Consider the following 14,694-nt stretch of genomic DNA (forward strand, 5'->3'; position numbering starts at 1 on the left):
TACTGAAGCAGGCTTTAAAAGTATAAAAGCAAAGTCTTTCGTTTTTTATCCGAAGTCCTTTTTCAAAAATTAAATGGTTGTGTTTACATCGAAGTTTTCGAGGTAATCGGCTACGCGGCGTACAAACATGCCACCCAAAGAGCCATCCACTACACGGTGGTCGTAAGAGTGCGACAGGTACATGAAATGACGAATACCGATCAGATCGCCGTCCGGTGTTTCAATAACAGCTGGCTTCTTTTTGATCGCGCCAACGGCCATAATTGCCACTTGTGGCTGCATGATAATTGGTGTGCCCATCACGTTTCCGAAAGAGCCTACGTTCGAAACCGTATAGGTACCGCCAGCCAGATCGTCCGGTGTCAGTTTGTTGATACGGCCACGGTTAGCCAAATCGTTCACTTTTTTGGTCAGGCCGTTCAGGTTCAGTTGGTCTGCGTTTTTGATGTTCGGCACGATCAGGTTACCGCTTGGCAACGCTACGGCCATACCAATGTTGATATCTTTGTGACGGATAATGGTACCACCATCCACTGACACGTTGATCATCGGGAAATCTTTGATCGCTTTGGCAATCGCATCAATAAAGAGCGGCGTAAAGGTCAGGTTCTCGCCTTCGCGCTTCTTGTATACATCTTTCCACTTGTTTCTCCAGTTCACCAGGTTGGTTACATCGGCTTCTACAAAAGAAGTAACGTGCGGAGAAATGCGTTTGCTGTCCACCATACGGTCAGCGATCATTTTACGCATGCGGTCCATTTCGATCAGCTCCACATTACCGCCATATGAGGCAGCTGGTTTAACAGCTGGCGCAGAGGCCTGTGGTTGCGCAGCAGGAGCAGGTGTAACAGCTGGTTTAGCTTGCGGGGCAGGTGTTGCACCTGCTCCTGCTGCCGGAGCGGCAGCTTGCTGAGGTGCATTTTTACGGCCATCCACGTACGCCATAATATCTTTTTTAGACACACGGCCTTCGCTGCCGGTACCTGGCACAAACTCCAGTTCCTGCATCGATATACCTTCTTCGCGGGCAATGTTCAGTACCAGCGGAGAATAGAAACGACCTGTAGCTGGCTGGTCAAGTTTGGCAACCGAAGAAGAAGCATTAGAAGCAGTTGTTTCCTGCTGAGGTGCAGCTTCCGGAGCCGGCGCAGCAGCCTGTGCCGTAGCGGCAGGAGCAGCAGTATCTTCGCCGTTGGTAGAGATAATGGCAATCGTAGCGCCAACAGCAACTACATCACCTTCCTGCACCAGAATTTCCTTTAGCACACCACCCTGAATAGCAGGTACTTCTGTGTCTACTTTATCCGTAGCTACTTCCAGTACCGACTCGTCCTGCTCGATGGTATCACCCACATTCTTGAGCCATTTCAGAACGGTACCTTCCATGATACTCTCGCCCATTTTGGGCATAACCATTTCTACAAGTGCCATATTTTTTATTGCTTTCTGAGATATTAGATTTTAGACGTTAGATTTCAGACAAAACCAGCTTGTGGCAGGAGGTAGTTATACTTCTCTTTTCATTATAAAAAGACAAAGTTTACAAGCTAAAATCTATATACTATAAGTCTATTTTAGACAAAGTTAATGATTTTAGCCTATTCCTCAACGCTTGCCAGTAAAGTTTGCCTGATCAGGTTAAGGGCCACCATGGCCGTATATTCGATATTTAATTTGCGGTCTTTATTATAATGTATAAGCTTCGCGACTGTTTTGCCTTTAAAAGCACAGGCCACCCAAATCGTACCGACCGGTTTTTCGGGCGTTCCGCCGCCAGGTCCGGCAATGCCGCTGGTTGCTACGCCAACGTCGGTGTTAAATTTAAGGCATACATTTTCGGCCATTTCGCGCACGGTAGCTTCGCTTACGGCACCATGCTGTAGTAAGGTTTCTTTTTTTACGTTGAGCTCCCGTATTTTTACTTCGTTGTGGTAGGCAATTATACTTCCCTGAAAGTAGGCAGAGCTGCCGGCTATACTTGTAAGCTTATGTGCCAGGTAACCGCCCGTACAACTTTCGGCGGTGGCGATAGTCAGGTTACGGTCTTTTAAAAGTATACCGATCGCTTCTTCCAACGGAATCTCACCAATGGCAAAAATGTAGCCTGGGATGATGTGCTGAAGCTTTTTAACTTCGTTGTCGAGTTCCTGCTCCAGTATAGTGGCTTCATCACCCTGGCCGGTTAAGCGCAGGCGCACCCCGCTCAGGCTGGGCAAATAAGCGAGTTTAATATGAGGCGGCAGGTTGGTTTCCCAGTCTTCGATGCGCTCGGCAAGTATGGATTCGGCAATGCCGGTGGTCTGGATAACTTTATGAATAATCTCGGGCGTTTTAAAATAGGCTTTCAGCTTCGGAAGTATAAGTTCTGTCATCATCAGCTTCATCTCAAACGGCACGCCGGGCATCGACACAAAAACTTTTCCGTCTTCCTCGAACCACATACCTGGTGCCGTGCCAATGGCATTGCGGATGGGGGTGCAGCTCTCCGGTAAAAAGGCTTGTTGCCGGTTCAGTTCGGTTATATCGATGTTACGTTTCCTGAAAATAGCGCTGATATCAGCCAGCGAAGGCTCGTGCAACTTAAGAGAAGTATGGAAATAGGAGGTAAGTACCGTTTTTGTCAGGTCGTCTTTGGTGGGGCCAAGTCCGCCGGTAATCAAGATAATGTCAGCGCGGGTGCGGGCATCGTTCAGGGTACTTATAATGTGGGCCTCATTATCAGAAACAGATGTAATCTGCTGTACTCTTATGCCTAGTTTTGTTAGTTCAGCGCCCATCCAGGCCGAGTTGGTATCTACTACCTGCCCGTACAGGAGCTCGTCTCCGATGGTGATTATTTCAGCAAGAACTGTTTTCATATATTTGGTCTGATTTATGCGTAAGGGAAACTACTTAAAAGTAAAGATGTTCTGTTGATATGAAAAAAATACTTTATACTTCTTTAATTGCTTTAGCTGTTAGCACATCAGCGTGTACGGTTGCCGAGGTGCAACGCACCATGGATGGCGTACTGGCAGGAACCGGTACAGGCGTGCCCGTTACCAAAACAGAAGTAGCTAACGGCCTGAAGCAAGCGCTGGAGATCGGCATAAAGAACGGAGCAGCGCAGGCCTCTCAGGTAGATGGGTATCATAAAAATTCGCTTATCCGTATTCCGTTTCCGGAAGATGTAAAGAAAGTAGAAAATACCCTGCGCCAGATCGGTTTGGGCAGCGAGGTTGATAAGTTTGTACTTACCCTGAACCGCGGTGCCGAAGATGCTGCCAAAAGTGCCGTTCCTATTTTTGTGAGTGCCATCAAGCAACTGACCATAGCTGATGCCTGGGCCATCCTGAAAGGCGACCGCGATGCGGCTACCCAATACCTGAAACGCACTACTTCGCAGCAATTATACACAGCTTTTAACCCCGTAATGGTGAAATCTTTAGAGAAAACGAATGCCACCCGTTACTATGCTGACCTGGTAAACCGCTACAACAAAATTCCGTTGGTGCAGAAAGTGAACCCTGACCTGGATGATTACGCCACGCAACGCGCCATTGACGGTTTATTTACGTTGGTAGCGCAGGAAGAAGCCCAGATCCGTGAAAATCCGGTGGCCCGCACCACAGAGTTACTCCGTCGGGTTTTTGGAAACAATAATCAATCGTAAAAAAGTATAATTATACCCTGCATAAGCGCCCGCTTTACTTTTGTGTAGAGCGGGCGCTTTTTTTATAACATAAAGCCTTAATTAGAAGTACAATAAACCAATTTTAAGCATCTGTGCACCGCTATCTATACTTTGTAACTATGGAAAACACACCATTCGCTTATACCACCATCACAAAAGAAAGTGACCTGAATAGCCTGATTGAAGAAGTGGGCGATGCCCGGATTGTTATGTTAGGTGAAGCCTCACATGGTACTTCGGAGTATTATACCTGGCGCACGGCCATCACCAAAAAACTAATGCAGGAAAAGGGTTTCAACTTTGTAGCTGTGGAAGGCGACTGGCCGGAGTGTTATACAATAAACCGCTTTATTAAAGGATATGCCGATTCGGGGACTAAGATTGCCGATGTGCTGCAGGTATATAAACGCTGGCCTACCTGGATGTGGGCAAACTGGGAAACAGCCGCTTTAGTTGAATGGCTCCGCGATTTTAACCATATCCGTAACGGTGCCGAAAAGGTAGGTTTTTATGGCCTGGATGTGTATAGTTTATGGGAGTCGCTGGAACAGATCGTGAACTACCTGGACCGAACAGATGGCAAAGCAGCCGATGCTGCCCGGATAGCAATCAATTGTTTCGAACCGTTTAACCGCGACCCTCAAACGTATGCGCATGCCACCGCTTTTGTGCCTACTGATTGTGAAAAAGAAGTAATTGACATGTTGCAACGCGTGCAGCGCCACCCGCCTGTTACCGGCGACCATGAATTTGATTTTAACACGGAGCAGAATGCGCTGGTAGCCGTGAATGCCGAAAAATATTACCGGGCCATGGTTAAGGGCGGGTCAGACTCGTGGAACGTGCGCGACAGCCACATGATGGAAACCCTGGACCGCTTACTTGATTTACATGGACCGGACTCGAAAGCTATTGTATGGGAGCATAATACGCACATCGGCGATGCCCGCGCTACCGATATGGCGGACGATGGCATGTATAATATCGGACAGCTTGCCCGCGAAAAGTATGGCCACGACCAAGTGAAGCTGATTGGCTTCGGGAGCTACCAGGGCACCGTAATAGCCGGAAAATCGTGGGGTGCTACGATGCAGAAAATGGACGTGCCGCCTGCCCGCAAAGGAAGCTGGGAAGAATTGCTGCATCGTATCAACTCAGAAGATAAACTGGTATTCTCTAAAGATTTGAAAGACGTACCTGAACTGCAGACACACATCGGCCACCGTGCCATCGGTGTGGTATACGATCCTAAATTTGAGCAGTACGGTAACTATGTGCCAACCCTGATACCGGAACGCTACGATGCCTTTTTATACTTTGATGAGACCGAAGCCGTGCATCCACTGCATTTTAAAACAAAATCCGGGCAGCAACCGGACTTGTATCCCTGGGCATACTGATAAGTTAAATCTTAATAGCCTAGCCTCGTTGCACCAGGTAAAATATGTAGGCTGCATAGATCAGCAGAAAAAGTACGCCGTTCCAGCGGTCGATGGCATTCTTTTTTCCGATAGGCATGGCGATAATGAGCAATGTGCTTGCAAAAATCATCATCAGGATGTCGGTATTGCTAATGGTGCTGAAGGGGAGCGGATTGATAACAGCACTTATACCTAATATCCAGAGCAAATTAAAAATATTAGAGCCGATTACATTGCCTACCGCTATATCGATATTGCGTTTATAAGCAGCTATGGCAGAAGTTACCAGTTCAGGTAATGATGTGCCGATAGCCACAATGGTTAAGCCGATAAATGACTCGCTCAAGCCAAATGATTGTGCTATTTCTACGGCACCATCTACTACCCACTTGCCTCCTAAAAACAGCGCAGTAACACCAAGTACAATATAGATTACAGCCTTCATCACTGGCATTACCGGAGAGCTATCATCTACAATTTCATCATCATGGTTGGTTTTAGCTACGTTGTAGATATAAGCCATGAACATGATAAAGAAGGCCAACAGGATAAAGCCATCTGCGCGGCTGATAAAGAGCTGATCTGTGTCGGTGAAGATAGTGGCATTTGCCAGAAAGCCTACCAGTAAGGTAGCGATAAGCGAAAAAGGTATTTCTGTCAGGATGGTGTTGCGCTTGATGGGCAGCGGGCAGATAATGGCCGCCACACCAAGTATAAGCAACAGGTTGGCTACATTACTGCCAAACACGTTACCGATTGCTATAGCTGACTGCCCCTGCATACTTGCCAGAATGTTCACGATCAGTTCCGGCATAGATGTTCCAAAGGAAACAATCGTGAGCGCAACGACCATATCCGATATGTTGTACCGCTTCGCAATAGACGATGCGCCGGATACCAGGATATCAGCACCTTTTATGAGCAATACAAAACCGATAACGAATAAGATATATGTCAGCATAGTATGATAGCAGTTTTAATTCTGGTACTGTAGAGAAAGCAATTTAACGCTATTGCATCCTTATAAAGGAAGAAGCCACTCCAGGGTCGGAGAGTGGCTTCTTCTTTTACGTATAGTTTAGATTAAATTATGCCATTGTGTGGTAAACAGCCTGTACGTCGTCGTCTTCTTCGATACGCTCGATCAGGTTCTCGATTTCTTCTTCCTGTTCTTCGGTTAATTCGGTTCTGGTGTTCGGGATGCGTTGCAGCTCGGCACTGATTACGTTCAAACCTTTTTCTTCCAGGGCTTTCTGCATCATTCCGAAATCGGTGAAAGCAGTTTCCACAATAATTTCGCCTTCGTGCTCGTAAATATCTTCGGCACCGAAGTCGATCAGTTCGAGCTCCAGTTCTTCAATGTTTGCGCCTTCCGGAGCGATCTTAAAGATACCTTTGCGCGTGAAAATAAAATCCAGAGAGCCGGTTTTGCCAACTGCACCGCCTGCCCGCGAAAAGTATACACGCATGTTAGCCACGGTACGGTTAATATTATCGGTAGCCGTTTCTACAAGTATGGCGATGCCGTATGGGCCGTAGCCTTCGTATACAACTTCTTCGTAATCTTTTTCATCTTTAGACGAGGCACGCTTGATAGCCGCTTCCACTCTGTCTTTGGGCATGTTAACGCCTTTGGCGTTCTGCATGGCCGTGCGCAGGCGGGCATTCGAATCCGGGTTAGGGCCGCCTTCTTTAACAGCAATTACGATCTCTTTGCCAAGGCGCGTAAAGGCCTTCGACATCTTATCCCAACGTTTAAATTTACGGGCTTTTCTAAATTCAAATGCGCGTCCCATGGATTGTCTGGTTTAATGAATGTGCTGCAAAGTTAAGCAGCCTGTACGTAAATTGGTAGTATAGCCGCTAAAAACGTTCTTAAAACCGGGTATCATTTTTTGATCCGGGCAACGTACTGCTCATACTTTTTAAAGTATAAAGTATAAATTCCTGGCTTTATTCTGATTAAGCTCTTCAGTTACAGGGTACTTACTTTCTGACTGAAGTATGGAAATCGGTTATGCGGAGCTGATGATCGCAGAAGCTGTACTCGTGGGCAATGTTGGAGCCTACTATAACTAACCTGTCTTGCTTATTCTGGTTGATATGCTCCTGGTACCAACTGATTCCTTCCTGATCCAGGTTAGTAGTGGGCTCATCTAAAAGCAGGAGGGAGGAATCGGAATAAATGGCAAGGCCCAGTTTCAGGCGCTGCTTCATCCCCGACGAAAAATCTTTAACGAATTTGTTTTTCGCTTTCTGCAAACCCATCCGGTCAATGAGCTGCTCATGCGACAGGTTTTGGCGCAAGGGTTTAAACCGGCTATGGAAACCGATCATTTCCAATAGTGTAAATTCTTCTACCAGCTCCAGGTACGGGGCTGTTAAAGAAAGTTGCCGGTAAGCAGTTTCGGGGGTGATGGTGGTGCCGGCTGAAGTATAAATCAGTTCGCCTTCGCTTAAAAGGTTATAACCTGCCAGCACTGTAAGAAGTGTTGATTTTCCGGAACCGTTATGGCCAAGTATAGCATAAGATGCACCCTGCTCAAAAGTATAAGTCAGGTTCCGGAAAATCCACTCGTAATTATAGCGTTTACCTAAGTTTTTTAGGTTAATCTGCATCTCTGGATAAGTAGCTCTTAATAATGCCCCGGCCCGAGTTACGGATAAAGTTGGTTACTTCGTCGCGTTCGCGGCTTGGCGGCAACTCCAGTTCTATAGTATCAAGCGCCTGCGTATTGTTCAGGCTGCTCATAAACAGGATGCGGTATATCTGCTGGATTTCGTTTATCTGATCGCTTACAAACCCACGTCGGCGCAAACCAACCGAATTAATGCCTGCATAAGAAAGCGGCTCGCGTGCTGATTTGATGAACGGAGGAACGTCTTTCAATACTTTTGATCCGCCAGAAATAAAGGCATGTGCGCCAATTTTTACGAACTGGTGTACGGCACTGGTCGCGCTGATGATGGCATAATCACCAACTTCTACGTGGCCGGCCATCTGTACTGCGTTGCCGATAATACAGCTATTGCCAACCATACAGTCGTGGGCTACGTGCGCATACGCCATTACCAGGCAGTTGGCACCTACCACAGTTTTCATTTTATCAATAGTACCTCGGCTTACGGTTACAAACTCCCGGATTACGGTGTTATCGCCGATGTAAGCCGTTGTTACTTCGCCGGCAAATTTCAGATCCTGTGGTACCGAAGAGATAACGGCTCCCGGAAAAATCTTAACGTTCTTTCCGATACGGGCGCCTTCCATGATCACGGCATTAGAGCCAATCCAGGTGCCTTCCCCGATTTCTACATTTTTATGGATAGTTACAAATGGCTCTACCACTACATTCTGGGCAATTTTAGCCTCCGGATGAATATATGCTAAGGGCTGGTTCATACGTTTTTCTTTACTATACTTGCTGACATTTCTGCTTCCATTACCAACTGCCCGGCTACAAAAGCCTGACCAGACATCTTGGCAATACCACGTTTTACGGGTGCCAGCAATTCACATTTAAATATTATAGTATCTCCTGGAATAACTTTGCGTCTGAACCGGCATCTGTCTATTCCTAAAAAGTAAGTCCAGTAATCGTCCGGGTTATCTACTGTGCTCAGTACAAGTATACCGCCGGTCTGGGCCATCGCTTCAATCTGGATCACGCCTGGCAGCACGGGGTTGCCCGGAAAATGGCCCTGAAAAAATGGCTCGTTCATGGTAATGTTTTTAATGCCCGTTACCGAAGTTTCGTCTAAATGGATGATCTTATCGATCAGCAGGAACGGGTAACGGTGCGGAAGCATTGCTGAGATCTGGTTAATATCCAGTACAGCTTTCTTTTTTGGGTCGTAGGTAGGCACGTTTTTAATGGCGGCCTCCGTGATCAGCTTCTTTACCTTTTTAGCGAACGCAATGTTGGCGGCATGGCCCGGGCGGGCGGCTAAAATCTGTCCTTTAATCGGCATGCCGATCAGGGCCAGATCACCGATCAGGTCAAGTAATTTATGGCGTGCCGGCTCGTTTTTGTAGCGCAGCTCGGTGTTGTTAAGTATACCTTCGGCCTGTACTTCTATTTTTGGCTTCTTCAGAAGGTCGGATAAGTAGTTTAGTTCTTCATCCTGCACAACGCGGTCTACAATTACAATCGCATTGTCCACGTCGCCGCCTTTTATCAGATTTTGCTTATACAATGCTTCCAGCTCATGCAGGAAAACAAAGGTACGGCAAGGGGCAATCTCTTCTATAAACTGATCAAAGTGAGTGAGGGATGCATGCTGGCTGCCTAAAACAGGCGAGTTGTAATCCACCATGACCGTCAGGCGGTAGTTATCAAGTGGAAGAGCGGCAATCTCCACACCGCGTTTTTCATCTTTAAAGCTGATACCGTTCGGGATCTCGAAGTAATTGCGCATGGCTTTCTGCTCTTCCAGGCCTACGCTAAGTAGCGCCTGTACAAAGTCGATAGCAGAGCCATCCATGATAGGAGGTTCCGGGCCGTCCAGTTCGATCAAAACGTTATCGATCTGTAAGCCAACCAGCGCGGCAAGCGTGTGCTCCACCGTATGTACGCGGGCTCCGTTCTGCTCCAGGGTAGTGCCCCTCGAAAGGTCTACTACGTTATCTACATCCGCGTTTACAACAGGCTGCCCGGGCAGGTCGATGCGCTGAAATTTATAACCATGATGCGTTGGCGCAGGCTTAAATGTCATGTTAGACACAACGCCAGTATGCAAGCCTATTCCCGAAACGGTAACCGGGGCCTTTATGGTATGCTGTTTATCGTTCATTCACCTATCAATAGTCGTGGTCTTGCCTGTTTACAACAAGCGCATAAGCGCTGCCGGGTGCCTGGCAAATGGGCCGGTTGTTAGCGTATTACAGCCGTAAACTTAATATTTTAAATAAGCAGCTGCTATTTTTATTTTAACTAAGTTTAACTAACAGGCTTATAAAGTCTTAGGATTTGTCTTTCAGGTTTTCGAGCTCGCGTTGCAATTCCGGTAGTTTACGGAATACGGTCATGGCGCGCAGGTTCTGTTTGTAGTCGAAAGCAGGAGAGCCCTGGATAATGGTACCGGATTCTTTTACAGATTTCGAAACGCCGGACTGGGCGCCAACGGTGGTTTTATCAGCAATAGAGATATGGCCTACTATGCCTACCTGGCCTGCTATTACACATTGGTTGCCAATTTTGGTAGACCCTGAAATGCCCGCTTGCGCAGCAATTACAGTATCCGTTCCAATCTCAACATTATGCGCGATCTGTACCAGGTTATCTATTTTAGAACCTCTCCTGATGATAGTAGAGCCCATGGTGGCGCAATCGATCGTGGTGTTGGCACCGATGGATACATGATCTTCCAGGAGTACATTGCCTATCTGCGGAATGGCTTTGTAGCTGCCGTCCGGTTGCGGTGCAAAGCCGAAGCCATCGCTGCCCAGCACGGCGCCGGCATGTATGGTGCAATGGCTGCCTACAACGGTATTGGTATATAGTTTAGCGCCCGCAAAAATGGTGGTATTAGCACCTATCTGCACGTTATCGCCGATGTATACCTGCGGAAAAATGCGTACGTTTTCGCCTATTTTGCAATTATTACCGATGTAAGAAAAAGCGCCACGGTAATGGCCACTGCCAATCTGGCTGCCTGTACCTATAAAGCAAGGCTCTTCCACACCTGTTTTAGAGGCCAGCAAAGCTGTCTGGTAATACTGCAGCAATACAGAAAAGCTGGTGTAAGGGTCTGCCACACGGATAAGCGTAGGTGCAACCGGTTTTTTCAGCTCCAGTTTATCAGAAACAATGATCGCACTTGCCTGCGTGGTATATAAAAAAGGTTCGTATTTAGCATTAGATAAAAAAGCCAATGCTCCTTGTCTGGCCTCTTCTATTTTGGCTAAAGTGCTGACCTTAGCATTGCTATCTCCTTCAATCGTGCCCTGCAGCAAGTCAGCTATCTGTTGAACAGTAAATTCCATAATGTAAAATTAGAGCAAAAACTTAAAAACGCTACTCCGTTGGGGGCGCAAACTTACTAAAAACTTACCATTCCCGAAACCACATACGCTTGCCATACTTTTAAAGCGCTAGGTATTGGCAAGTATAAGATGCGTTTAAAAGGTAATTTTCAGGTTTTTCCGAAGTACCATAAACTAAAGTATAAATCAGATCAATGTGCTACTTCTTTCGGATAGCACACATAATATTTTTCTACTTTATGGCCCAGCGCCCGGATATTAGGCAGATCAGAAGCTTCGGCCACATCTATTACATAGCCGGATTTTGTCAGCATATCAATAGTCTGGCCTTCGGCATCATAGGCGTTGTTGCTTATTTTCCCATCGATCATCAGGTATTTTACTTCTGCTTCCGGGATGTTGAACTGCTCCTGCACCAGCTCGCTGATGCCCAATAGCATTTCTTGGTCGATGGGTCTGGTGGAGATAATCACTTTAAAAAGGCGGCGGTTCAGGATGCTGTTGGCCAGCAAAGAAAGTATAACGTCCGGATGCGAGGCCCACTCTTTTATAGCGCTCCAGATATCATGGTCGTCGAGGTTTACAAAGCGCTGCAGAATAGTATGGTCATTCTCAAAATCTTTTATACTGACATCAGCCGCCAGAAAGAACTGCAGGCAAGGGCTGGCTGGTACCGTTATACCTTGCTGCAATAACTGGCGGGCGCGTTGTACCACACGTAATACCATGTTTTCGGCGCTGATAACGGTTTTGTGTAAGTATACCTGCCAGTACATCAAGCGGCGGCTAACCAGGAAGTTCTCGATGCTGTAGACACCTTTTTCTTCTACTACCAGCTTGTCGTTGGCCACATCCAGCATTTTAATGATGCGGTCTGCACCAATCTTGCCTTCGTACACGCCGGTATAAAAGCTGTCGCGGTTCAGGTAATCGAGGCGGTCCACATCCAGTTGGCTCGATACCAGCTGGTGAAAGAAATTACGTTCGTAGGTGCCTTTAAAGATCTGAATGGCCAGGCTTAACCTGCCGTTAAATTCCTTGTTCAGCATGTGCATCAGGTGCAGCGAAAGTTCTTCGTGGTGCACTTCCTTAAAAATAGCGGTTTCCAGCGCATGCGAGAACGGGCCGTGGCCCACGTCGTGCAAAAGTATGGCGATCAGCGAAGCTTCATATTCAGCGTCAGAAATTACATTATCCTTACTTCGGAGTGTTTGCAAAGCCGTGTTCATGAGGTGCATAGCCCCAAGCGCATGATGGAAACGCGTATGCAAGGCACCCGGATATACCATTTCGGTAAGGCCCAATTGCTTGATGCGGCGCAGACGCTGAAAGTATGGATGATCGATTACATCGAAAATAAGATCGGACGGAACGGTAATAAAACCGTAAACAGGGTCGTTGAAGATTTTTTTCTTATTCACTAAACCAGAGGTTTAACAGTTAAATTGGTTTCCGGGTAAAGACTGGTGCTGTATTTGCGGGCTGCCAGCTTAATCAGTTACATAATCTATCGTATGATAGCAGATGGCTGGCCTTTTTCGTAAGTTTCAAGTATAAAATTAAAAACAAACCCGTTTCGCACGCTTTAGCCTCTTAACAACCAACGATAAAACTATGCAAAGATACAGTATTTTATGGGCCGATGATGAAATCGACCTGCTCAAGCCACACATCCTTTTCCTGACTGATAAAGGCTACGACATCACCCCGGTAAACAGTGGTGCCGATGCTATCGAAAAATTTCAGGAACAAAGCTATGATGTGGTTTTTTTAGATGAGAACATGCCCGGCATCAGTGGCCTGGAAACGCTGGCCGAACTCAAAACCATTCGCCCGGCAGTGCCCGTAATTATGATCACCAAAAGCGAGGAAGAGCATATTATGGAGGAGGCCATCGGCTCCAAAATAACAGATTACCTCATCAAGCCCCTCAACCCGAACCAGATCCTGCTTTCCGTTAAAAAAGTATTGGATAACAAACGCCTTGTTTCCGAGAAAACGAATATGAGCTACCAGCGCGATTTCCGTACGCTGGGCATGGCTTTTGGCGAGCGCCTGAGCCCCGCCGAGTGGACCGATATTTACAAAAAACTGGTGTACTGGGAGCTGGAGATCGACGAGACCGAAAACAAAAGTATGGCCGACGTCATCAACATGCAGAAAGATGAGGCAAACTCGAATTTTGCAAAGTTTGTGATGGAGAACTACGAGGAATGGGTAAACAACGAAAGCGATGAAGCGCCGCTTATGTCGCACCAGTTGTTTAAGGAGCGTGTTTTCCCGATGATGAAGGAATCGGATAAGCCGGTATACTTTATTTTAATTGATAACCTGCGCTACGACCAGTGGAAAGTGCTGGAGCCGATCATCTCAGACTACTTTAATGTAGATAACGAGGAAATGTTCTATTCCATACTTCCGACCACAACGGCGTACGCCCGTAATGCCATTTTTTCGGGTATGCTGCCCAGTGATATCGCGAAGAAGTTTCCGAACCTGTGGGTATCTGACGATGACGACGAAGGCAAGAACCTGAACGAATCGGAGTTCCTGGATAGAATGATGCAGCAGAACCGCATCAGCGAAAAGTATAGCTATCACAAAATTACAAACCCGGCTGCCGGCAAAGACCTGTTAGGCAAATTCAGTAACCTGGATAACAACAAACTGAACGTGATTGTCTATAACTTTGTGGATATGCTCTCGCATGCCCGCACCGATAGCAACATGGTGCGCGAGCTAGCCCCCGACGAATCGGCTTACCGTTCTATTACGCGTTCGTGGTTCATGCACTCGCCTTTATTTGAAACCCTTAAGCTCATCGCTGAGAAAAAAGGACGTGTTATCATCACCACAGACCACGGTACGATCCGGGTAAAGAAACCATTTAAAATTATTGGCGACCGCAACACTAACACCAACCTGCGCTATAAGCATGGTAAAAACCTGGGTTACACCGATAAGGATGTGTTCACGGTTAAAAAGCCCGAACGATTTTTCTTGCCAAAAGCCAATGTTTCTACTACGTTTGTGTTTGCGATAGAAGATTATTTTTTCGCCTATCCGAATAATTACAATTACTATGTGAACTACTACAAGGATACCTTCCAGCACGGGGGCATATCGTTGGAGGAAGTGATCATTCCGTTTGTAACACTTTCACCTAAAAATGTATAAAACAGGAGTAGAAAAAGCACGTTTACAGATGTCGTCGTTGGAAGATTTGCCAGCGGCGGCTTCTGTGCTTTTAGGCATGGCCAAAGAGCAGCCGGTTATACTTTTCGAGGGGCCGATGGGAGCCGGAAAAACGACGCTCATCAAGGAATTCTGCCGCCAGATGGGCGTAAAAGAGAATGTCAGCAGCCCCACGTTTGCGCTTGTAAACGAATACGAAACAACGGAAAGGAAACTAATTTATCATTTTGATTTTTATAGAATAAGAAATGAGCGGGAAGCACTCGATATCGGCACACTGGAGTATTTTGATTCCGGGCGTATGTGTCTGATCGAGTGGCCCTCGCTGGTGCCTGGTTTGTTGCCGGAGCATTACTTGCTTGTAACTTTACAGCCCGCACCCGAAAGTGAGGTGCGCACCATGACCATTAATCAGGTTTAGT

The 14,694-nt window shown here is 46.8% G+C and carries 13 protein-coding genes; 4 read left to right on the forward strand and 9 right to left on the reverse strand.

Going from position 1 to position 14,694, the window contains the following annotated elements; translation table 11 throughout:
- Nucleotides 1–69: 69 nt before the first annotated feature.
- Nucleotides 70–1,431, reverse strand: coding sequence for a dihydrolipoamide acetyltransferase family protein (locus DP923_RS11460; protein ID WP_112305988.1), 1,362 nt, complete (start codon nucleotides 1,429–1,431; stop codon nucleotides 70–72).
- A 167-nt stretch (nucleotides 1,432–1,598) separates the two neighbouring features.
- Nucleotides 1,599–2,858, reverse strand: a complete 1,260-nt coding sequence (locus tag DP923_RS11465; RefSeq protein ID WP_112305989.1) for a competence/damage-inducible protein A — start codon at nucleotides 2,856–2,858, stop codon at nucleotides 1,599–1,601.
- 59 nt (nucleotides 2,859–2,917) lie between these two features.
- Here DP923_RS11465 and DP923_RS11470 point away from each other — a divergent pair, with 59 nt between their 5' ends.
- Both DP923_RS11470 and DP923_RS11475 read left to right on the forward strand, forming a co-directional pair.
- Nucleotides 2,918–3,652 (forward strand): DUF4197 domain-containing protein, encoded by a 735-nt coding sequence (locus DP923_RS11470; RefSeq protein ID WP_112305990.1) that lies wholly within the window; start codon nucleotides 2,918–2,920, stop codon nucleotides 3,650–3,652.
- A 140-nt stretch (nucleotides 3,653–3,792) separates the two neighbouring features.
- Entirely contained in the window at nucleotides 3,793–5,073 is a 1,281-nt protein-coding gene (locus DP923_RS11475; RefSeq protein WP_112305991.1) for an erythromycin esterase family protein, read from the forward strand.
- A gap of 19 nt (nucleotides 5,074–5,092) precedes the next feature.
- Here DP923_RS11475 and DP923_RS11480 read toward each other — a convergent pair whose 3' ends face one another.
- From DP923_RS11480 to DP923_RS11510, 7 genes are all read right to left on the reverse strand, one after another.
- Nucleotides 5,093–6,055 (reverse strand): calcium/sodium antiporter, encoded by a 963-nt coding sequence (locus tag DP923_RS11480; protein ID WP_112305992.1) that lies wholly within the window; start codon nucleotides 6,053–6,055, stop codon nucleotides 5,093–5,095.
- A gap of 127 nt (nucleotides 6,056–6,182) precedes the next feature.
- A complete protein-coding gene (locus DP923_RS11485; protein ID WP_112305993.1) occupies nucleotides 6,183–6,890 on the reverse strand; it encodes a YebC/PmpR family DNA-binding transcriptional regulator in 708 nt (235 codons plus the stop codon).
- A 190-nt stretch (nucleotides 6,891–7,080) separates the two neighbouring features.
- Nucleotides 7,081–7,713 (reverse strand): ABC transporter ATP-binding protein, encoded by a 633-nt coding sequence (locus tag DP923_RS11490; RefSeq protein ID WP_112305994.1) that lies wholly within the window; start codon nucleotides 7,711–7,713, stop codon nucleotides 7,081–7,083.
- Nucleotides 7,703–8,494, reverse strand: a complete 792-nt coding sequence (gene lpxA, locus DP923_RS11495; protein ID WP_112305995.1) for an acyl-ACP--UDP-N-acetylglucosamine O-acyltransferase — start codon at nucleotides 8,492–8,494, stop codon at nucleotides 7,703–7,705. The genes DP923_RS11490 and lpxA overlap by 11 nt, the downstream gene beginning before the upstream one ends.
- The gene (locus DP923_RS11500; protein ID WP_112305996.1) at nucleotides 8,491–9,885 is read right to left on the reverse strand and encodes a bifunctional UDP-3-O-[3-hydroxymyristoyl] N-acetylglucosamine deacetylase/3-hydroxyacyl-ACP dehydratase; all 1,395 of its coding nucleotides are present in this window, start codon (nucleotides 9,883–9,885) and stop codon (nucleotides 8,491–8,493) included. The genes lpxA and DP923_RS11500 overlap by 4 nt, the downstream gene beginning before the upstream one ends.
- 169 nt (nucleotides 9,886–10,054) lie before the next feature.
- Nucleotides 10,055–11,077 carry a UDP-3-O-(3-hydroxymyristoyl)glucosamine N-acyltransferase gene (gene lpxD / locus DP923_RS11505; RefSeq protein ID WP_112305997.1) on the reverse strand — a complete coding sequence of 341 codons (1,023 nt, stop codon included), beginning with the start codon at nucleotides 11,075–11,077 and terminating at the stop codon, nucleotides 10,055–10,057.
- A gap of 191 nt (nucleotides 11,078–11,268) precedes the next feature.
- Nucleotides 11,269–12,498: an HD domain-containing protein gene (locus DP923_RS11510; RefSeq protein WP_112305998.1), complete on the reverse strand. Its 1,230-nt coding sequence runs from the start codon at nucleotides 12,496–12,498 to the stop codon at nucleotides 11,269–11,271.
- 193 nt (nucleotides 12,499–12,691) lie between these two features.
- On the opposite strand from DP923_RS11510, the gene porX reads away from it, so the two are divergent.
- Both porX and tsaE read left to right on the forward strand, forming a co-directional pair.
- Entirely contained in the window at nucleotides 12,692–14,254 is a 1,563-nt protein-coding gene (porX, locus tag DP923_RS11515; protein ID WP_112305999.1) for a T9SS response regulator signal transducer PorX, read from the forward strand.
- Nucleotides 14,247–14,693, forward strand: coding sequence for a tRNA (adenosine(37)-N6)-threonylcarbamoyltransferase complex ATPase subunit type 1 TsaE (tsaE, locus tag DP923_RS11520; RefSeq protein ID WP_239021017.1), 447 nt, complete (start codon nucleotides 14,247–14,249; stop codon nucleotides 14,691–14,693). The genes porX and tsaE overlap by 8 nt, the downstream gene beginning before the upstream one ends.
- The last annotated feature ends 1 nt before the right edge of the window (nucleotide 14,694 follow it).

The organism is Pontibacter arcticus, from assembly GCF_003284895.1.
In the GTDB taxonomy this organism is placed as follows: Bacteria; Bacteroidota; Bacteroidia; order Cytophagales; family Hymenobacteraceae; genus Pontibacter; species Pontibacter arcticus.